Below are 20,936 nucleotides of genomic sequence, written 5' to 3'. Positions count from 1 at the left end.
GGACGACTGGGGGCAGTAATCATGCCGGGTCTGGCTGGCTAACACCCCATTATAAGGGGTACGAATAAAGTAACGGGTGGCTATGCCATTAATGCCGCGCTGACAGAAAAACGAATTAAAGCTGTAGTGAGTATTACGGGTGTTAATATCGGGCGTCTTTTTCGGGAAGGTTTCAGCAATTATGATCCGATTGGCGTATTGAATGCAATGGCGTCACAACGAGCAAAAGAGGCTCGTGGTGGAGAATTACAGATCAACGAATTACTTCCCGCCAGCCTGGATGCAGCAAAAGCCCATGGACTGACCGAACGCGATGTTTATGAAGCAACTGACTACTATAAAACACCACGCGGGCAACAACCGGGAGGTGCGACAAAAATGTTGTTCTCACATGCACAGAAAACGCTGGCCTGGGATGCCTTCGCATTTACTGAAGTGTTACTGACCCAGCCGGTGATGGTAGTAGTTGGTGAAAAAGTCGGTGCCTTCGGTGCTTATCGTGATGGACTGGAAGTCTATGGCCGGGCGATGGTTTCGCAGGATCGTCAGTTAGTTTCGTTACCCGATTTCTCACATTATGAACTATATGACAAACCGGAAGCAGTTCAGGAGGCGCTGGCAAAAGTTATTCCTTTTTTCAACACCCATCTGGGATAAGTTTCATGAGAAATATTATGAAAAATGTACTGATTCTTGGTGCTGGCGGTCAGATAGCCCGCCATGTGATTAATCAACTGGCAGATAAACAAACTATTAAACAAACTTTATTTGCCCGTCAGCCAGCAAAAATACACAAACCCTATCCAACTAATAGCCAGATTATTATGGGGGATGTACTGAATCATGCAGCACTGAAGCAGGCCATGCAGGGACAGGATATTGTGTATGCCAACCTTACGGGGGAAGATTTAGATATTCAGGCAAATTCAGTGATCGCTGCGATGAAAGCCTGTGATGTTAAACGTCTGATCTTTGTTCTTTCCCTCGGTATTTATGATGAAGTTCCAGGAAAATTTGTCGAATGGAATAATGCAGTTATTGGTGAACCCCTAAAACCATTCCGCAGGGCTGCGGATGCAATTGAGGCTTCTGGACTGGAATATACAATTCTTCGCCCTGCCTGGCTGACTGATGAAGATATTATTGATTATGAGCTTACCTCTCGCAATGAACCATTCAAAGGTACGATCGTATCACGTAAGAGTGTCGCAGCATTAATTACAGATATCATCGATAAACCTGAGAAACACATTGGTGAGAATATAGGCATCAATCAACCCGGGACTGATGGCGATAAGCCATTCTTCATGTAAATCAATTATATAGATACCATCGTACTGTACTATGTGCAGTACGATTTATTAAACTTATTAAGGTGAACTGATCAATCAGATGCGATTAACATGTGTAGAACCAGTAAGAATAAAATACGCCATGTATATAACATTACGACAATTCTAATATCTGCACATCAATGAAAATGCAAACAACTTCCGGCAAAAAAGTGATACAAGATCGATGACATAGCGTTGAAGAAAAGGATTTGATAATCCGCAAAATTTGCACAACACTGCCTGTAATACTTCCTGAACCAGAGACGATCATGACCGTAACCCGCTCACGCGCCGAACGCGGCGCATTTCCGCCCGGAACAGAACATTACGGACGTTCATTATTGGGCGCGCCGTTAATCTGGTTTCCTGCCCCTGCAGCCAGCCGCGAAAGTGGTTTGATTCTGGCTGGCACTCACGGTGATGAAAACTCTTCGGTCGTCACGCTCTCCTGTGCTCTGCGGACTTTGACACCTTCTTTGCGCCGCCATCATGTGGTGCTGTGTGTGAATCCTGACGGCTGCCAGCTGGGGTTACGGGCCAATGCTAATGGTGTGGATTTAAACAGAAACTTTCCGGCGGCGAACTGGAAGGAAGGTGAAACGGTTTATCGCTGGAACAGCGCCGCTGAAGAACGTGATGTCGTATTACTGACAGGTGACAAACCTGGCTCCGAACCTGAAACCCAGGCGCTGTGCCAGCTTATACACCGCATTCAACCTGCCTGGGTGGTCTCATTCCACGATCCACTGGCTTGTATTGAAGATCCCAGACACAACGAATTAGGCGAATGGCTGGCCCAGTCGTTTGAATTGCCTCTGGTAACCAGCGTCGGTTATGAAACGCCTGGCTCTTTCGGCAGTTGGTGTGCAGATCTCAACTTGCATTGCATCACCGCAGAGTTTCCGCCCATCTCCTCCGACGAAGCCAGCGAAAAATATCTCTTTGCGATGGCAAACTTGCTGCGCTGGCATCCTAAAGATGCAATTCGCCCGTCGTGAACTGAAGCGCCGGTTCCACATCTACCGCCAGCCAGGTCGGTCCGTCAAGATCGGCGAAACTGACCTGCGGCACCAGCGGTAAAGCGGCGCTAATGGCACGAGAGGTACACAACATGCAGCCCAGCATCAGACTGAAACCTTGTGCACGCGCTTCAGTCGCCAGCGCCAGCGCTTCCGTCAGACCACCGGTTTTATCGAGCTTAATGTTAACCATCTCATAGCGCCCTTTCAGCGCCTTCAGATTGCTACGAGTATGACAACTTTCATCAGCACAAATCGGCAACGGATGAATAAAATTCTCCAGCGCCGCATCGTCCTGCGCAGGAAGCGGTTGTTCAAGCATCGCAACGCCTAAATCCGCCAATAGCTGGCAACGCGCCGCCAACCCTTCTGCACGCCAGGATTCATTTGCATCAACGATCAGCGTGGCATCGGGCACAGCGGTGCGAATTGCCACCATCCGCTCACTGATAAGATGGTTATCCAGCTTCACTTTCAGTAATTTCGCGCCTGCCTGCCAGAGTGTTGATGCACTATTGGCCATCTGATCAGGCGTACCGATGACAACCGTCTGTGCAGTGATAACTGTCTCGGGAAGCGTTATGCCGATCAAATCAGCCAGCGATTGCTGCTGTTTTCGCGCCGCGAGATCCCACAATGCACAATCCAGCGCATTACGTGCTGCGCCGGCAGGGAGAATTTTTTGCAACTCCTCCCGTGTCAGCCCTTTCTCTAATTGCGGCACGACGCTCATAATTTGCGCCATTACCGAGGCATCACTTTCTCCATAACGCGGATACGGCGTGCATTCGCCGGTGCCTTTAATACCCTCTTCTTCCAGTTCAACCACCACCACGCGCGCTTCACTGCGACTTCCCCGGGCAATCACAAACGGGGTATGTAAGGGCCAGGCTTCCTCAAATACCTTAACGATTCTCATCTTTACTCCTTGTTGTCGCGGTGGTCTGCGGATTAAGCGCAAATAGCGTTTGCTGTGTTATTGACAGTTAGCATAAACTAGGTGTGACGTTAACTATATGTAAACAGGAAAGATAATCATGTCACAAACCGTTCATTTCCAGGGCAACCCGGTTACAGTCGCCAATTCCATCCCGCAGGCGGGTAGCAAAGCGCAGACTTTTACTCTCGTGGCAAAAGATCTGTCTGACGTCACCCTCGGTCAGTTTGCGGGTAAACGCAAAGTGCTGAACATTTTCCCGAGTATTGATACCGGTGTTTGCGCCGCATCAGTACGTAAGTTTAACCAACTGGCAACTGAGATCGACAACACCGTTGTGCTGTGTATCTCTGCCGATCTGCCGTTCGCCCAGTCTCGTTTCTGCGGCGCAGAAGGTCTGAACAACGTTATCACCCTCTCCACTTTCCGTAACGCTGAATTTCTGCAAGCCTACGGTGTGGCAATTGCTGATGGCCCACTGAAAGGTCTGGCAGCGCGTGCCGTTGTGGTTATTGACGAAAATGACAATGTGATTTTCAGCCAGCTGGTGGATGAAATCACCACCGAGCCGGATTACGAAGCAGCTCTGGCTGTACTGAAAGCATAAGTTAATATGCCTGATGGTGTTGCACCATCAGGCATATTCGCGCTTACTCTTCGTTCTTCTTCTGACTCAGACCATATTCCCGCAACTTATTGGCAATCGCGGTATGTGAAACGCCGAGACGTTTTGCCAGTTTGCGCGTGCTGGGATAATTGCGATAAAGCTGGGTTAATACCGAGCGTTCAAAACGGCTGGTGATTTCGTCCAGCGAACCTTCCATCGCATCTTCGCCCACGGCTACCGTTGCGGCGTCATAATCCGGCAACAAAATATCCTGTGGACGCAGCTCATAACCGTCCAGTTGTGTCAGTGCGCGATAGATAGCGTTCTTTAACTGCCGCACATTTCCCGGCCACGCATAACGTGTAAGTACAGTATTCAGGTCAGCGGCCAGTTTCGGACGCGGCACGCCCTGCTCGTCGGCAAAGCGGGCGACGAACAGCTCAGTTAACGGCATAATGTCCTGCGGACAGTCACGTAGCGGCGGCAGATTGAGCGTCAACACGTTCAGACGATAATAGAGATCTTCACGGAACACGCCTTTTTGCACCAGTTCGACCAGATTCTTCTGCGTAGCGCAAATCACCCGCACATCGACATGCACCTCATGGTCTTCGCCAACCCGACGGAAAGTGCCATCATTAAGAAAACGCAGTAATTTCGCCTGCATCCGTGGTGACATTTCCCCTATTTCATCCAACAGCACCGAACCACCGTTCGCCTGCTCAAAGAACCCTTTCTTCCCTTCCGGAGCATGACCAAACAGTTCACTCTCGACCGCATCTTCTGGTATAGACGCGCAATTCAGCGCCAGGTAAGGTTTGCCCGCTCTGGGGCTTGCCTGATGGCAGGCGTAGGCAAAAAGATCTTTACCTGTACCTGTGTCACCCGTAATCAGCAGCGGCGCGCTTAGCATCGCCAGTTTCTGCGCCTGTTCGACAACGTGCTTCATTTTCGGGCTGACGGCGACAATTTGGCTGAAGGCGCTGACGTCCTGGGCGGCGACATTTTGCAACTGGCGGCCCATACGAATCGTTGATCGCAACATCACCACCGCACCGGTCAGGACGTGTTGATCATTTTCATCCTGAAGATAAACAGGCGTAATCTCCATCAGGAAATTCTGCCCATTAATAACGACATGCTCGTTATGCGAATCTTGCGGTTCGCTTTCCAGCCAACGTAAAAAATTAAAGCCGTTAATCAATTGTGCGGCGGTATGGTTGCGCAGGCGATCCAATTTTTGCCCAAAAAGCTGACAGCTCGCCGGGTTCGCCATATCCACTTTGCTTTTCATATCGACAGAGAGCACAGGTTCAGGCAACGCCTCCAGTAACGCGCTCAACGCCAGATGCTCACGTTCGGAAGGCATCCACGGGACAGTACGCACATCGGTAACACCTGCAATACGGCGTATTTCGGCCATCAGACTGCTGAAACTCTCAAACTCCAGTTCAGCAAAATTGAGGTAGATTCGCCCAATGGGATCAATCTCAATACCGCGTAAATCAATGCCTCTTAGCACGAGTAGATCGAGTAATTCGCGGGTCAGACCGAGTCGGTCTTCACAAAAGACTTCCAGACGCATGGGAACCTTCACCTGAAAAAAGAACAATTAATATGATGATATGACACTATTTGGATAGCAGGAAGGTTTCTGTCAACAATCATTGACACAAAGACGGAAAAACGGGCACTTCGGCGTAAAGATATCCGGTCAGCACCCGATATTGCATTATTTTTCGCTGGGCGTTTTGCCTTTTTGCAGAGTTTCTTTCACCTGACCGATAAGCTGACGACGGAAATCCCCAAGGCGAGGTTTGTCATCGTCAATCCACGGCAGCGGGCGGCAAAGCTCCATAGCTTTAATCCCGAGTCGTACCGTCAGAAGTCCAGCACCAATTCCCTGAGCTGCGCGGGTAGACAAACGAGCAGCGAGATCTTGCGACATCCAGTCCATCCCCACTTCGCGCACCAGTTCGCTGGCTCCGGCAAAAGCGATATTCAGCAATACCAGCTTAAACAGACGCAAACGGCTGTAATACCCCAGTTCAATGCCATACAGCGTGGCAATGCGATTAATTAAACGCAGATTGCGCCAGGCGATAAACGCCATATCGACCAACGCCAGCGGGCTGACCGCAATCATCAACGTTGATTCCGCCGCCGAACGGCTGATTTCGCGCCGCGCCTGGGCATCTAAAACTGGCTGGACCAAATGCGCATACAGGCTGACCACTTCACGATCGTTCTGCGTTTCATGGATTGAGGCATACCAGCGTTGCAGCGCCGGATGCGACTGATCAATACCCGCCTGCTGCGCCAGTTTTTCGCAAAATGCGCGACCTTTGCCCGTGCCGTGGCTATGCAATAAATCACGCGCTTCGTCGCGTTCATGGGCGCGCTGTCGCAAGCGCCATAAGCGCCGCCACTCTGTTACCACAGAACCTACGCCAGCGCCGATAATCAATGCCCCAGCGGCACATCCACCCAGCGCTACCCAGTCCTGGGTTTGCCAGGCATTCATTGTCCACTGTATACCCTGCCCGACAACGCTTGCGCCAAACAGAGCCAGCCCGCCCATCACCATTTTGCGCCACAGGCTGCGTTTCGGACGTAACGCTGCGTCCATTACCGCTTCGACTTGCCCCTCTTCTTCCTGCGCTTCGTCGAGCGTGGCCGGGGCAAAATTTTGCGCCTGATTTTCGTCAAAGGTCTGCTGCGCCCTGAATTTTGGATTCTGTTCGACCTCCAGCGGACCGTCGAAATCAATACGTGGTTTTAACGGTTCGGTCATCGCAATTTATCTCCTATTAAAAATTCCAGCGCGGCATCAAGACGAATATGCGGCAGCGGTTTGTCGACATCCATCACCTGCGGGCGAAACGCTTCAAACTGGAACCCTTGCTTGTCCCAGAACGCCTGACCGGGCAAACGCGCAGGAACTTCACCGGGGTAAACGGTGAGAAGCGCACCATCGCTGAGCCGGTTACCGCGCAATGCCGGAATTTTCTCGCCGTTGACGTCAATAATGCCGCTGGTGGTCGCCTGCACCGAGGCCAGCCCCAGGCAATCCATACTAATCCTTTCAAACGCCGCATTTTGCCAGGCATCCTGAATCAGTTGTTGCAGTAATGAAACCATATTGGCGTGCTGATCGACCGTTACATGGTCCGCTTTCATCGCGGCAAACAGCAGTTTGTCGATAACCGGCGAGAATAAGCGGCGAAACAGCGTGCGCTGCCCGTAGTGGAAACTTTGCATCAGCTGCGTCAGTGCCAGACGCATATCATTAAATGCCTGTGGCCCACTGTTGAGAGGTTGCAGGCAATCCACCAGCACAATCTGGCGGTCAAAGCGCAGAAAATGATTCTTATAGAACCCCTTCACCACTTTCTCGCAGTAATAATTAAACCGCTCGCGCAGCATTCCGGCATTGGTGTGCTTATCGGCCTGCGCCAGTTTGGACTCGTCCCAGGCATCGACATCCGGCCACGGGAAGAATTGCAGCGCGGGCGCACCTGCCATATCTCCCGGCAAGACAAAGCGCCCAGGCTGAATAAAGTGCAGCCCCTGCTGTTTACAGTGGTGGAGATAATCGGTCCACACGGCGGCAATGTCTGCCAGACGGTTTTCGTCGGCAGGCGCTAGCGGGTCAAGTCCTTCGCACATCATTCGCCATTTCGCCGACCATTCGCCGCGCTGACCATTGAGTAAGCCCGTCATCTGGCGCGACCAGCTTAAGTAATCCTGCGCCAGCATCGGCAGGTCGAGCAACCATTCGCCGGGATAATCCACAATTTCCAGATACAGCGTGGAGGTATCCTTAAAGTGGCGCAGCAGCGCATCGTTCGATTTAAAACGTAACGCCAGGCGAATTTCACTGACGCCGCGCGTAGGCGTCGGCCAGGCGGGAGGATCACCATATAACTGCGCCAGTCCTTCATCATAGGTGAAGCGCGGAATGCCAAAGTCACGCTGGGGAATGCGTTTTACGCCCAGCAAGCGCTCTTCACGCACCGCGCTTAACAGCGGCAAACGTGCTCCGGCATGAATATTGAGCAACTGATTAACCATCGCGGTGATAAACGCTGTTTTGCCGCTGCGGCTAAGTCCGGTTACAGCGAGGCGCAGATGTCTGTCGACACCCCGATTCACCAGCGCATTGAGTTCATTTTTAAGTCGCTTCATTGCTGTCCTGTGCTGCTCTGAAGACCAGAAAAAAAATCATTCGTAAGGATATGAATGTGGGGGCCAGGCCATTGATTATCAACTGCCCGTGTTGTCATCGACGGGCGAACTCCATAAGATGTGCAGCATTCACGTTCGGACGGAGTTCCTGACCTATGTCCCCTACTATTTATGATATTGCCAGGGTTGCAGGCGTATCAAAATCCACCGTATCACGCGTGCTGAATAAGCAAACTAATATCTCCCCGGAAGCGCGCGAAAAAGTGTTACGGGCCATTGAAGAATTACAGTATCAGCCAAACAAGCTGGCCCGCGCGCTGACCTCTTCGGGTTTTGATGCCATTATGGTGATTTCTACCCGTTCGACCAAAACTACGGCGGGTAATCCGTTTTTCTCTGAAGTTTTGCATGCCATCACCGCCAAAGCGGAAGAAGAAGGTTTCGACGTGATATTACAAACGTCGCACAATCCGGCAGAAGATCTGCAAAAATGCGAAAGCAAAATTAAACAGAAAATGATTAAAGGCATTATTATGCTCAGTTCGCCAGCGGATGAGTCATTTTTTGCCCAACTCGATAAATACGATATTCCGGTGGTGGTAATTGGCAAAGTTGAAGGTCAATATGCCCATGTTTATTCTGTCGATACCGATAATTTTGGTGACAGCATTGCGTTGACCGATGCATTAATTGAAAGTGGGCATCAAAATATTGCCTGCCTGCATGCTCCGCTTGATGTCCATGTTTCGGTTGATCGCGTTAATGGCTATAAGCAAAGTCTGTCCGCGCATAATATTGCAGTGCGTGATAAATGGATTGTTGACGGCGGTTATACCCATGAAACAGCACTGCAAGCAGCACGGCAATTATTAAGTCAGTCACCGTTGCCTGAGGCAGTGTTTGCCACTGACAGCCTGAAATTAATGAGCATTTATCGTGCGGCGGCAGAGAAAAATATTGCTATTCCGCAGCAGTTAGCGGTGGTGGGTTATAGTAATGAAACGCTGTCGTTTATTTTAACGCCTGCACCAGGCGGCATCGATGTTCCGACGCAGGAGTTAGGTCAACAAAGCTGCGAGTTATTATTCCGCTTAATTTCGGGAAAACCGTCACCACAGAATATTACCGTTGCCACGCATATGACGCTGAAATAAATACCAGCTACCTTGCCTGAATGCCGGATGCGATGCTGGCGCATCTTATCCGGCCTACATTTATAGATCGGATAAAGTACTCGCGCCGCATCCGGCAATTTAGCCCATTATCAGAACGAGTAATTTACGCCGACACCTGCATAATGGAATTTATCGCTGTCGCCTTCGTCGTGATCCTGCCACTCAAACGCGTATTCCAGCGAAACGGAAAGTCCGTTCTGGAAATCATAACCGTAAAATAAACCCACACGGTTAAAATCATGGCCTTCACGTTCAATATCATCCTGCCAGTCCCAGTTACTCTAGCGATCCAGCCCAATGCGCGTATACGGCGTCACCGAGTGGTTGCCGAGCGTCAGCGGCAAATAGGCGCGAATTTCTTGTGTGGAAAACTCACCGTTATTGCGGCTGTCGTCCATATTGAAGCCGCGCTCGAGATAATAGTTCACTCGCAAAGCAACCGTTTCGTTGAAGGTATATTGCAGACCTGTTTCCGTTTCGACACGGGTATCAGCGTAACCGGTCGTGTTCAAATCGTTGGCAAATTTATACATCGACAACCAACCGTTGAAACGTAAATCATCAGTCAGTTTCACATCCCAGTCTGGCGCGATTTTCCAGCGCTGCATATTCGCCGTGTCTTTGCCCGGTTCATCAACGTAGTGATAACCATAATTACGGAAACCGCCGGTCAGGCCGAAACTGAAATCATCGCTTTCGAGGAACTGATAATGCACCTCCAGCTCCGGGCGATCAAACCTCGTTCCACGTTTACCCGCACTATAATCTACCGGCCCTTCCTGATAATAGGCCAGAGCAATTCTCCACGGCCCGTTGGCGGCATTAAAATAGACTGAAGGCTCCGCCAGCCCATCCATATCTTCGCCATAACCCTCGACGTTTTCTATTTCGTACATCGCACCGATATTAAAGTGCCAGTCGCTCTTTTCCTCGGCCTGTGCGCAGGCCATTCCCGCACACATCACCAGTGCGGTACAGGGTAATAACTTTTTTTGTTCCTTGTATTATCCTGGGGGAATGCCTTCCCCCTGTATTTAGCGAATTGCTATTTCCGTTTCTGCATCAAAGAAATGACATTTCGTCATATCAAAATGAATAGTGATATTTTCTCCTGCATGATAATCATTTAACGCACCAGCACGGACCACTAACTCGTGCCCCCAACCGTGGTGTAGAGCATAAATTCCGCACCGGTTAATTCTGCCACGCTAATTTTGGCGGAAATGTTATTTTCCTCTTGCGCGTCCGGATGAATATCTTCCGGGCGTATTCCCATCACGATGGGCTTATGCAAACTTTCCTGTGTTTTCAGAACCGCTAATTTCTCTTCGAGAATGGTTAATTTAAGCGTTTCCGTAACGAATTTATCGCCATCGATCGTGCCGCGAATAAAATTCATCGCTGGTGATCCAATAAATCCGGCAACAAACATATTCGCGGGTTGGTTATAAACGGTTTTCGGCGCACCTACTTGCTGAACAATCCCGTCTTTCATAATCACAATCCGCGCCGCCATGGTCATCGCTTCGGTCTGATCGTGGGTCACGTAGATCATGGTGGTGTTCAGTTTCTGATGCAGCTTGCTGATCTCTGCACGCATTTGTACGCGCAGCTTGGCATCAAGGTTAGAGAGCGGTTCATCCATTAAAAACACGCCCGCTTCGCGCACAATCGCCCGCCCGAGCGCCACACGCTGGCGTTGCCCGCCGGAAAGCGCGCCCGGCTTGCGTTTCAGGTACTCACGCAGGCCGAGAATTTGCGCCGCCCAGTTCACCCGCTCATCAATCACCTCTTTGGCGATTTTTTGCATCTTCAGGCCAAACGCCATGTTGTCGTAAACCGTCATATGCGGATACAACGCGTAGTTCTGGAACACCATCGCGATATTGCGTGCTTTGGCTGGAACGTCATTCATTCGTTTGCCGTCGATCAACAGATCGCCGCCGCTGATCTCCTCAAGCCCGGCAATCATGCGCAGGGTGGTCGATTTACCGCAGCCCGACGGGCCGACAAATACGATGAACTCTTTATCGGCAATTTCCAGGTTGAAGTCCTTCACCACATGCACCTGGTTATCGTAGATTTTTTGAATATGTTGTAACGAAAGCTGAGCCATGTTGATTCCTTTGCTATACGTTTTGCCAGAAGGCCGATAACCGCGACCAGGTCAGGGAGTCCGTTGAGGGCAACAGTAATTGCGCCCCGGTTAAGCCCGCACCGATCCCCACCGAGCGCATACCGCTGGCGTTAATGGCGTCAATGCCCGCCTGCGCATCTTCAATGCCGATACATGCCTGCGGCGGCACGCCCAGCCCGGCACAGGCAGCGAGAAAGATTTCCGGATCCGGTTTCGAGTTTTTAAGTTGGGAAGCATCCGCGCAGAAGGTGAAAAACTCACGCAGCTCCAGCGCCGCTAAAATCGTCGGCGCATTCAGGGAGACGGAAGCCAGCCCTACCGGAATCTGCTGTGCACGGAGCTCTGCCAGCAAATTGCGAATACCGGGCAGCACAGCATTAACCGTCAGCTCGCGCAGTGAGTGGACGTAAAGCAGATTTTTGCGATACGCCAGTTGCGCCCGCTCCTGCGGGTTAAAGTCGCCCTCTTTGCCCCCGTGTTGCAGAATGCGCCGCAGAGACTCATCGCGGCTGATCCCTTTTAGAGATTCGTTAAACTGCGCATCAATACTGATGCCAATTTCAGCGGCAATCTGCTGCCACGCCTGGAAATGCAGATGCGCGGTATCGGTGATTACACCATCCAGATCGAAAATTACCCCTTGCAGTTTCATTCATCCTCCTGATGCGTGGTAGCGGTCCCATTGAAGGGCAAAATAAAATCACCCAAACAGAAAACAGATTCTTCAGCCACGGATATAAGCTGACCGTCCAAACGCAGTGAAACGGGCGCAGAAGTTCGAATCGCAATACGCTGCGCGTCGAGAGTGACCTGTAATTCGCAGCCCTGCCAGAACAGAGGGAAAGACAACTGTTGCCACTGCTCAAGTAACGCCGGATTTAGATGCAATTCACCGTCACGCACGCTCACCCCGGCAAAACCCTGAATCGCCCCCAGCCAGATAGCGCCAGTTGCGGCAGCATGGATACCATCATCACAACTATGCGGATCAGCACCAAGATCGATTTCAGTCCCCTCGCGCCAGAACTGATAACTTTGGGTCAGCAGGCCACAGCGTGCAGCAACAATGCCGTGGATTGCTTTACTTAATGACGAGTCGTGAATAGTGCGCGGTTCATAAAATTGCAGATTGGCAAGACACGATGCCGATGAGAACTGCTCTGGCAGCATGTAATTGAGCATCACCACATCAGCTTGTTTGAGGATCTGCATCTCGTTCACTTCTGCGCGTGAATAATCCAGCAGAATGGTTTGCTTCCCCGCCGCCGCTTTGTATTTCGCCAGATTAATCGCCGGCTTAGTCATAAACGAATCATCCTGCGGCAAAACACCGTCGGGCTGAATTTCTGGCAGCCGCAGTTCTTTAAGGAACATTTCGGCACGATGAATAAACGCGTCGTCACTACAGCCAAACTGGCGGGCAATACTCAGCGCCTGCTGGACGTTGTAATACACCATATAGCTGGTGAAGGCGTTATTATTGACATGTTCGGTATATTCGTCTGGCCCAATAACATCATGAATTTCCAGACGGTCGTTAACCCTCACCGCGCGGCTAATCCAGAACTTTGCAGTTTCCAGAAGTAGCGCCATGCCTTCATGCGCAATGAAACTTTCATCCCCCGTGGTCTGCCAGTATTGAATAACCGCCCAGGCGATATCGGCCACCAGATGATGTTCCGCCTGCGCCGAGGCCACTTTTTGCCGCAGCCCGGTGCGAATGTTAATGGCGGCAAATTCCGGCGTCTCTTCTTCGCCGCTGCGCGCGCTTTCCCACGGAAATAGCGCGCCCTGCCAGCCGTTGCGTCGCGCTTTCTCCTGCGCGCCTGGCAAGTTGTGCCAGCGATAACGCAGTAAACTTCGGGCAACCGTCGGATCGCTAAACAGATGGAACGGCAGCAAAAATACTTCTGTATCCCAGAAAACGTGGCCTTTGTAGCCTTCGCCGGTTAAGCCTTTTGCCGCAATACTGCTGCGCTCGCCGTGAGCCGGCGTCATGATGCGCAGATGATAAAGCGCATAATCTAACGCTTGCTGATCGTGCGCATCGCCGCCATTTACCGTGATACGGCGTTTCTGCCACCATTGACGCCAGTTTTCTGTTGATGCTGCAAGATGTTGGTCGTAACTCTGTTGCGCGCACATTTCAAGCTGGCGAAGCGACACGCTGCCCCACTCGTCTAAAGCAGCTTGCCTGTCATCCCGCCAGTCGATCCACACCAGTTTTTGCAACGTCACTGTCTCGCCTGCATGAAGCTGCGTACTGGTATGTTGCAGTAAACGGCGCTCTTTGGCGGTATAGCATTGCTGCACATCACCGCTCACCTGGCAGCAACAACTGATGGCCACATCACTGCGCCCATCCTGGGTGGTGTAGATCCCCTGCATCAAATGCTGACCAAACACCCGCACCTGGGTTTCGTCGAGATGCTGGCGACCGTGGTTGGTTTGCGTGGCGTCAATGCCTGTTGAAATCAGCACTGACGCGTCGGCGTCCAGTGGCATAATAGTGATTTCCAGCGCAATGAGCGGCAGTTGGTCTGCCGAAACAAAGCGACGGCTGGCGATGGTGTAACCTGCGCCGTTGCTGGTACGCCAGACAACGCTACGGCGTAATTCTCCACTGGCAAAGTCAAGTTCACGCTGCCAGGCTTCGCGGGATAACGAGAAAACCTCACCATTTATGGCAATCTCCATCCCCAAGATATCAGGCAGATTCACCAGTTCGTTGATTTCACCTTTTCCCGCCCGATGATACAGCCCCGCCAGATACATCCCTCGCGTCTGGCGCGTGTAATCTTCTTCATGGCTGGCGCGAAGCCCAAGATAGCCGTTCCCCTGCGCCATCAGCGATGCATACTTGTTCAGGGTATGCTGGCTGAAATGGGGTTCTGATAACGTTACTGGCCTGGTCATAATTCCACACGCGTCCCTGTTTCTGCGGATTGATATAACGCCGCCACCAGTTGCTGGATGATGTACCCCTGCTCGGCGTCGGCTATCATCACGGGCTTGCCCTGTACGTGATTGATAAAGGCTTCCATGCTGCGCAAATGGCGGTTGTCGTCTGCCATTTCCCGTTGCATCAGCGTCATTAATTCACCGTTGTTATCGGTGTAGATATGTGCTGGAAACAGCGTCGCACCGGCTTTATCACCACAAAAGCTGACGTTCATAATCAACTGTTCGCGGATGTTGAGTGCAAATGACGTTTCCAGCCACAGAATGCCGCCGTTATGAAATTCAATGGTGCCAAACAGCGAATCTTCGACGCTGTAAGTTGCCGGATCCCACTCGCCAAATTGACCACAGCTCTTTTGCGTGCCGATCTTTTGAAAACTATGCGCATTCACGCTTTTCACCGCCGGAAAGCCCAGCACATACATCGCAGCATCCAGCATATGAATGCCGATGTCGATCAGCAGGCCACCACCCTGCAGTTCTTTATTGGTAAAGACACCCCAGCCGGGAACGCCGCAGCGACGCAGGGCGCGGGCGGTGGTAACGTAAATCTCTCCCAAAACGCCGTTGGTCACCTGTTCACGCAGCTGTTGCGTATCGAGCGCAAACGATGGTGAAAGTCGTAGGCCAGCACCTTGCCCAGTTTGCGCGCGGTATCGCACATTTCCCACGCCTGTTCTGTCGTCATGGCGGGCGGTTTTTCGCACATCACATGGCAGCCTGCTTCCAGTGCCATCAGGGTATGTTCGTAATGAAAACGGTTAGGTGAGCCGACGCTAACCACATCAGGTTTCACCGCCAGCAGCATGGCCTGCGGATCGTCCCACACGGATGCATTCCCGTATTTTTCTGCCAGCGCCTGCGCCTGGGAAAGGTGGCTGTCACAGACAGCCACCAGTTCCAGATCGTTGCGGGTGCAGTAGTACGAAGCATGAACCTTATCCGCCACCTGGCCCGCGCCTATTATCGCGACCCGCAGCGGAGAGCTTGTCATTGCACTTTTCACAAAGACCTCTTAGCAGGTACGCAACCAGGCCAACGAATCACGGTACGCCTGGGCAGGATCTTCTGCCCGGATACGCCCTTCATACACCACATAACCCTGATAGTTATCGGCGCGCAGCTGTTCAAACAGCGCGTGGAAATCGAGGGTGCCACTGCCCGGCTGGTAACGATGGTTATCGGCAATATGCACATGACCGAGCAAGTCACGGTTGTCGTGCAGCGCCTGCGCCAGGTTATCTTCTTCGATGTTCATGTGATAGAAATCGCCGATAATCTGCACATGTTTAAGATTGTTTTCGACGATGTAACGACGAGCATCGGCGAGGGTGTTGATCATATGATCCTGATAGCGGTTTAACGGTTCGAGATACACCACGGTTCCGGTACGCGCGGCGACCTGTTCCAGTACGCGCAGGGAATCACTCACCAGTTTGCGGTCGCCGTCCAGGCTACGCGGCGAGGTCATCGGCGGTAAGCGGAAGGTAAACATGCCCCACGCTGCCGGAACCCCCCCACTTCTGCCAGCGCCTCGAGAATGCGTTCGATCTGCTTTAAGCCATTAAGACGACGCTCTTCGATAAAGTCACCAATCCAGCCGTCATAGCCGCCGCAGGCGGTGGTCACTGGTAAACCGGTTTCTTTGATCGCCGCTTTGACTTCTTCGATGTTGTTGACCAGCAGTTTGCCGTCAATCTCAAAACCATCGAAGCCCATCTCTTTGATATAACGAAATCTCTCGCGGATATTTTCCGGAAAGAATGCCTGATTCTGTGTGCCGATTTTCATTTTTTCATTCCTTTGAATTAAAACGTAACGCCCATTTTGATGCTCTGTTCCGGATGCTGATCGACATACTGCATGTAGCTTTCCGGGCTGTTGGCAAAGGTCACTACCGGGTCGATTAAATCTTCGCAATTGAGATAACCGTTCATCAGCAGTTCCCAGCAGGTTTCTTCAATACGCTTACGGCTCCAGCGCGGATAATCCGGGTTCGGTTCGCTGCACGCGCGGGAGAAAACAATTTTGGCGTTATTGAAATGCGCTTCGCGTCCGAGGTTAAAACCTTCAGCAAATGGTTTGGCAAACGCGACATAGGAGATGGTGCCGCCGTAGGCCAGGCCGCGCAGCGCCGATTGCAGCGCGTCGGCGTAACCGCTGGTTTCGATAATCACATCAGCCCCCTGCTTGCCGGTCAGCGTTTTGATCTCTTTGCCTACGTCAGTGCCAATGGGGTTAAGGCAGAAATCAGCACCGTGGCGACGGGCAATATCACAGCGATGGGCGATAGGATCGACGCCAATTACCACCGATGCGCCAGCGCGTTTCGCCAGTTGGATGGCAATTTGACCGATCGCGCCAAGCCCTACCACCACGACAAAATCCCCTACGCGTACGTTGGCATCGCGCACGCCGCTCATGGCAAACTGCGCCGGGTCGTAACAGACGGCGTTTTTCCAGGAGCTGCCTTGCGGCATTTTGCGCAGCTTGTAGTTATTCACTGCGTTAATGATGACCGTCTCGGAGAGCGGGCCGTAGCCGCATACGCTGTCGCCCACCGCGTAGTCTGTAACGTCGCTGCCGCACTCGATAATGTCGCCAACCACCATGTTGCCAAGCTGGAATTTGCCAAACTCAATGCCGCGCGGCGCATCTGCCGGACGCGGGGTGAACATCTGCCACTCGCCGTTAAAGTCTTCATCGATAAACGGGCTGGCGGCGCGGAAGTCGACCACTTCCGTTCCGTGTTTCGGTGCGCCGAAACGCACGCGGATCTTCACTTCATTGGCTAAAATCGCCCGATCTTCATACTCAACCAGCGCAGCAACACGCGGTGCTGTGGCTACTAACTTTTTCATGTAAAACTCCTTGTAAAGAAACTGGCCGCTTTAGCCCTTCACGCCACCGGCGGTCAAACCACTCTTAATAAAACGTTCCAAAAGCGCATACATAATCACCACCGGCAATGCGGTCACCAGCGAGGCCGCCATCATCCGTCCCCAGATGTAATCAGGCGTACTGAACAGCGCGTTCAGGCCCACTGGTAAGGTGAAATTGCTGGCGCTGGAGAGGAAAATCGACGCAAACAGATAGTCGTTCCACGCCACCATAAAGCAGTAGACGAACACCGATATCAGCCCGGACATCGCCAGGGGCACGGTGATACGGAAGATGATTTGCAGACGGTTGAGGCCATCCATCATCGCCGCTTCTTCGATCTCATCAGGGATGGTGTCGAAGTAACTTTTCAGCATAAACACGGCGGTGGGCAGGGTTTGCGTCACCATGGTAATGATCAGCGCCATCTCGGTGTCGTAAATACCAAGCGCGGTGATGATTTTGAACAGAGGCACCACCAGCAAAATGCCAGAGAACATATACACCGTGTAAAAGCTGGCGTTGATGGTCATCCGGCCTTTAAAGCGCAGGCGGGAAAGCGCGTAAGCTCCGAGAATGCCGAGAAATACCGCCACCACGGAGGAAACCACCGACACCACCATGCTGTTACGGAAGTAGTCGACAAACGGGAAAATCATCGGGTTAAAAATGTCGACGTAATGCTCCAGCGTCCACTGTTGCGGCAGCAGCGTAGGATGCAGCGATATCGCCTCTTTCGCGCTTTTGAACGAGGTCATCAGCATCACAAAAAACGGAAACAGCGTGATGATGAGAAACAGCGCCAGCCCGCAGTAAAAACCGATACGACTGAGCGTGCGTTTATTTGTTGCCATTGAGGTTCACCCGTTTCCTGGTCAGCAGAATGACAGCGAAAATAATGATGAAGAGCACCACCGAGATCGCCGCCGCTTTCCCTAAGTCATTAAAGGCAAAGGCGGTTTTGTAGAGATAGACACCAAGAATATCGACCTTGGTTGTCAGCAGATAAACATCAGCGAACATGTAGAACATCCAGATGGTGCGCAGGGTCACCACCGTCGCCAGGACCGGCATAATTGCGGGCAGCGTGACGATGCGAAACCGCTGCCAGGCATTAGCGCCATCCATCTCTGCCGCTTCGTACAGCGATTTGTCGATGGTCTGCAAAATCGCCAGAAACGAGATAAAGGCATACGGGAAGTAGCGCCAGATGGCGAACAGCACCACCAGCACAAAGCTACTGCCCGGATTATCAAACCACAGCGGTGCCTGCTCATAGAGATGCAGAAGATCGACGCCGAGGTAGTTCACAATGCCGTAGCCGTTGTTGAACATGTATTTCCAGGCAAACACCAGCGAAATGGACGGCGTTACGTAGGAGAGGATCACCAGCGAACGCGCGGTTTTGCGCAGGCGGAACTCGCGGTTGAAAAACATCGCCACGGCCAGCCCGAGCACGGTGCTGCCCGCCACCACCAGCGCCGTATACCAGACCGTCATCCACAGCGAGTGCCAGAAGCCGGGATCGGAGAGAATGCGCACATAGTTACTCACCCCAACAAACGTTGACTCGATGTTGGGATTGAGCGGCAGACGTAAAAAACTGATTTCGATATTCGACACCATCGGCCACGCCACCAGACCGCCCAGCAGTAATAAGCTGGGCGCGAGAAGCAGCAGCGCAAACGGCATATCGGAACGACCTGAAAAAAGCCTGTTCATTGCGGATTCCTGTCCTGGGTTTAGTGCTGTTCGATCAGTTCATCCAGCTTTTTCTGGCTCGCTTGCAGCGTGCCAGGGAGATCGGCTTTACCCACGGTGACGTTATGCACCATGGAGCTCACCACACCAGAACCCGTCACATCGCCCATGCGGGTAAAGTTTTTATCCCCTACTGCGCCAAAGACCTGAATATTTGGCAGTTCACCGATTAGCTGATTCGGTAGTTCACCCAGCGCCTTAATAACGTCGTTGTCTTTCCAGGTGGCGGTAGTGACAACCGCTTTATTCACCGGCAGCGCAGCACCTGGCGACATCATCACCCAGTCGGCAATGTTGTCCGCCTGCTCCATAAAGGTGACAAATTTTTCTGCTGCTTCGGTCTTTTGTCCGGCGGTAATGGTCAGCGAGGTCAACATGCCGTAGACCGCAGAGTTTTTCTCGGTTGGCACCACGAAACCGACGTTTTTCGGGTCGCCTTCTTTAATCACAGCCGGAAGGATATAGGTGGAGTAAATCGCCATCGGCGCGGTGCCGTTCATAAAGGCGTCTTTCACTTCCATGATGTCGTTAGAACCCGGCATGGTGTTGGCAGCAAGGTCGCGGTAATAGGTCAGCGCCTGCATCATCTCTAGTGTATCAAGGGTGATTTTGCCTTCGGCGTTAAAGACGTTGGCCTAGTTGGATAACGCAAACTGGGAGAAGGATTGTTCCGTCAGCACGCTTTCTGCCGTAGGCAGCGCAATACCGTATTTTTTATTCGCCGGGTCATTCAGTTTCTGTGCAACGTCCAGCAGCTGTTGCCAGTTTTTCGGCTCCTCCAGCCCCGCTTTTGCCAGCACATCTTTGCGATACCAGATGCCGCCAATCCAGGCGCTGACAGGAACACCGGTCCATGCGCTACCATCTTCGGTACGCACAATACGCAGTACGCCATCGTAAAACGCGCCTTCACCAACGTTGCTGATGACCGTGGCAACCGCTTTGCGATCGATAAGCTGCTCTTTATCCATAACTTTGGCGTAGTCATGGCTGGTTTCGATCACTTCCGGCAGCGAGCCGCTACGTGAAAGGGTGATGACTTTGGTGTTATGAGCGTCTTCTTCCACGGGCACTTGTTTAACGGTGATACCTGGGTTTTCTTTTTCAAAACGGGCAATCAATTTGCTGATAACTGCCTGACGCTCCTGCTCCACCGAAGAATGCATAAATTCGATGGATACATGGGTTTTATTTTCTTCTTTACAGCCTGAAATCAGGGCGCAGGAAACCAGTGCTGATAACAGCACGATTTTTGATTTAATCATGAGATGTTCCTTTTTATTTAATCCACATAACCTGCCAGGGGCGCAGCGTTATTTCATTACCCAATATATCAACTTCACTAATCAGATCCCGACCATGCAGATCAGTAATATTTACATGCTGAATATTTTTACTGACATTAAACAATCCAGTCAGACAATTACCATCAGCGTTACTTCTTTGAATACGCATTACGGATGAATTAACCGTATCGATGGTAAAATTATTATCCGGATGAAACTCGTTATGGCTGCGACGAAGTGTAATTAAACGCGACAACTCATGATATACCGCATGCCTTAATGTAGCTTCATCGTTCAGTTCTCGTGTTATCTCTTCACTGTGATATTTTTTACGGTTAATCGCACGGTTATATCCGAGTTTTTCGACACCTGCGTAATCATTACGCGAGCCAAGAATACTTTGAATATATATCGCGGGTACACCGGGGAAACTTAACAAAATCGCATGGGCAAGGATAAACCTGGTGCAACGTTCTTCATCGCTACTCTCGCGGCGGCTTAACGCATTCATATAGGTGACATTCATCTCATAGGGACTGCGCGTGCCGTCGGGATTATTTTTCCAGTTTACTAATGGGTAATGACTCCAACTTACTGATAGTGTTTTATGTTCAGATAATGCCCGATGACCTTGTCATGCAGCTCCACCGA

At 51.6% G+C, this 20,936-nt stretch carries 14 protein-coding genes and 7 pseudogenes; 5 read left to right on the top strand and 16 right to left on the bottom strand.

Translation table 11 applies throughout. The annotated features are described in order from the left end of the window. Window positions 1-75 precede the first annotated feature (75 nt). The 3 genes and pseudogenes from ABZJ92_RS14830 to mpaA all read left to right on the top strand — a co-directional run. Window positions 76-657 (top strand): annotated as a pseudogene (locus tag ABZJ92_RS14830) (alpha/beta hydrolase); the annotation flags it as partial. Window positions 658-674: 17 nt separating this feature from the next. Next, window positions 675-1,313, top strand: a complete 639-nt coding sequence (locus ABZJ92_RS14825) for an SDR family oxidoreductase (protein ID WP_005049763.1) — start codon at window positions 675-677, stop codon at window positions 1,311-1,313. A 290-nt stretch (window positions 1,314-1,603) separates the two neighbouring features. Continuing rightward, window positions 1,604-2,332 (top strand): murein tripeptide amidase MpaA, encoded by a 729-nt coding sequence (gene mpaA / locus ABZJ92_RS14820; RefSeq protein WP_005049761.1) that lies wholly within the window; start codon window positions 1,604-1,606, stop codon window positions 2,330-2,332. Here the strand turns inward: mpaA and ycjG are convergent. Next, window positions 2,307-3,272, bottom strand: coding sequence for an L-Ala-D/L-Glu epimerase (gene ycjG, locus ABZJ92_RS14815; protein WP_005049759.1), 966 nt, complete (start codon window positions 3,270-3,272; stop codon window positions 2,307-2,309). The genes mpaA and ycjG overlap by 26 nt on opposite strands. A gap of 118 nt (window positions 3,273-3,390) precedes the next feature. Between ycjG and tpx the strand changes: the two genes are divergently transcribed. After that, the gene (gene tpx / locus ABZJ92_RS14810) at window positions 3,391-3,897 is read left to right on the top strand and encodes a thiol peroxidase (protein WP_000084387.1); all 507 of its coding nucleotides are present in this window, start codon (window positions 3,391-3,393) and stop codon (window positions 3,895-3,897) included. 43 nt (window positions 3,898-3,940) lie between these two features. On the opposite strand, the gene tyrR is transcribed toward tpx, so the two are convergent. From tyrR to ABZJ92_RS14795, 3 genes are all read right to left on the bottom strand, one after another. Beyond that, window positions 3,941-5,482, bottom strand: coding sequence for a transcriptional regulator TyrR (tyrR, locus tag ABZJ92_RS14805; RefSeq protein ID WP_001306544.1), 1,542 nt, complete (start codon window positions 5,480-5,482; stop codon window positions 3,941-3,943). 147 nt (window positions 5,483-5,629) lie between these two features. Continuing rightward, window positions 5,630-6,691, bottom strand: coding sequence for a YcjF family protein (locus ABZJ92_RS14800; RefSeq protein WP_000138745.1), 1,062 nt, complete (start codon window positions 6,689-6,691; stop codon window positions 5,630-5,632). Next, complete coding sequence (locus ABZJ92_RS14795; protein WP_000825757.1) at window positions 6,688-8,085, bottom strand: YcjX family GTP-binding protein; 1,398 nt, start codon at window positions 8,083-8,085, stop codon at window positions 6,688-6,690. The genes ABZJ92_RS14800 and ABZJ92_RS14795 overlap by 4 nt, the downstream gene beginning before the upstream one ends. Before the next feature lie 155 nt (window positions 8,086-8,240). On the opposite strand from ABZJ92_RS14795, the gene ABZJ92_RS14790 reads away from it, so the two are divergent. After that, entirely contained in the window at window positions 8,241-9,239 is a 999-nt protein-coding gene (locus tag ABZJ92_RS14790; protein WP_000075383.1) for a LacI family DNA-binding transcriptional regulator, read from the top strand. A 110-nt stretch (window positions 9,240-9,349) separates the two neighbouring features. On the opposite strand, the pseudogene ompG reads toward ABZJ92_RS14790, so the two are convergent. The 12 genes and pseudogenes from ompG to ABZJ92_RS14730 form a co-directional block, all read right to left on the bottom strand. Beyond that, a pseudogene (ompG, locus tag ABZJ92_RS14785) lies at window positions 9,350-10,222 on the bottom strand (monomeric porin OmpG). A gap of 72 nt (window positions 10,223-10,294) precedes the next feature. Beyond that, window positions 10,295-11,376: pseudogene (locus ABZJ92_RS14780) on the bottom strand (ABC transporter ATP-binding protein). A gap of 13 nt (window positions 11,377-11,389) precedes the next feature. Next, the gene (gene pgmB, locus ABZJ92_RS14775; protein WP_000775779.1) at window positions 11,390-12,049 is read right to left on the bottom strand and encodes a beta-phosphoglucomutase; all 660 of its coding nucleotides are present in this window, start codon (window positions 12,047-12,049) and stop codon (window positions 11,390-11,392) included. Then, window positions 12,046-14,313 carry a kojibiose phosphorylase gene (gene ycjT / locus ABZJ92_RS14770; protein WP_000197995.1) on the bottom strand — a complete coding sequence of 756 codons (2,268 nt, stop codon included), beginning with the start codon at window positions 14,311-14,313 and terminating at the stop codon, window positions 12,046-12,048. The genes pgmB and ycjT overlap by 4 nt, the downstream gene beginning before the upstream one ends. Next, a pseudogene (locus ABZJ92_RS14765) lies at window positions 14,310-15,364 on the bottom strand (Gfo/Idh/MocA family protein). The gene ycjT and the pseudogene ABZJ92_RS14765 overlap by 4 nt, the downstream one beginning before the upstream one ends. 9 nt (window positions 15,365-15,373) lie before the next feature. Beyond that, window positions 15,374-16,149: pseudogene (locus tag ABZJ92_RS14760) on the bottom strand (sugar phosphate isomerase/epimerase family protein). Window positions 16,150-16,166: 17 nt separating this feature from the next. Continuing rightward, on the bottom strand, window positions 16,167-17,219 hold the full coding sequence (locus ABZJ92_RS14755; protein WP_000737347.1) for a zinc-dependent alcohol dehydrogenase: 1,053 nt from the start codon (window positions 17,217-17,219) through the stop codon (window positions 16,167-16,169). Between the two features lie 30 nt (window positions 17,220-17,249). Then, a complete protein-coding gene (locus ABZJ92_RS14750; protein WP_000224665.1) occupies window positions 17,250-18,092 on the bottom strand; it encodes a carbohydrate ABC transporter permease in 843 nt (280 codons plus the stop codon). Beyond that, a complete protein-coding gene (locus ABZJ92_RS14745; RefSeq protein ID WP_001080790.1) occupies window positions 18,079-18,960 on the bottom strand; it encodes a carbohydrate ABC transporter permease in 882 nt (293 codons plus the stop codon). The genes ABZJ92_RS14750 and ABZJ92_RS14745 overlap by 14 nt, the downstream gene beginning before the upstream one ends. 20 nt (window positions 18,961-18,980) lie before the next feature. Then, window positions 18,981-20,264, bottom strand: a pseudogene (locus tag ABZJ92_RS14740) (ABC transporter substrate-binding protein). A gap of 13 nt (window positions 20,265-20,277) precedes the next feature. After that, a pseudogene (ycjM, locus tag ABZJ92_RS14735) lies at window positions 20,278-20,859 on the bottom strand (glucosylglycerate phosphorylase); the annotation flags it as partial. 17 nt (window positions 20,860-20,876) lie between these two features. Continuing rightward, window positions 20,877-20,936, bottom strand: a 60-nt coding sequence (locus ABZJ92_RS14730; RefSeq protein ID WP_071528444.1) for an IS1 family transposase, incomplete at its 5' end; no start/stop codon positions are given.

This window comes from Shigella sp. FJ200513 (assembly GCF_040495915.1).
GTDB lineage: Bacteria > Pseudomonadota > Gammaproteobacteria > Enterobacterales > Enterobacteriaceae > ECMA0423.
The sequence above is the reverse complement of the archived record's forward strand: the minus strand, read 5'-3'. Positions and strand labels throughout refer to the sequence as shown.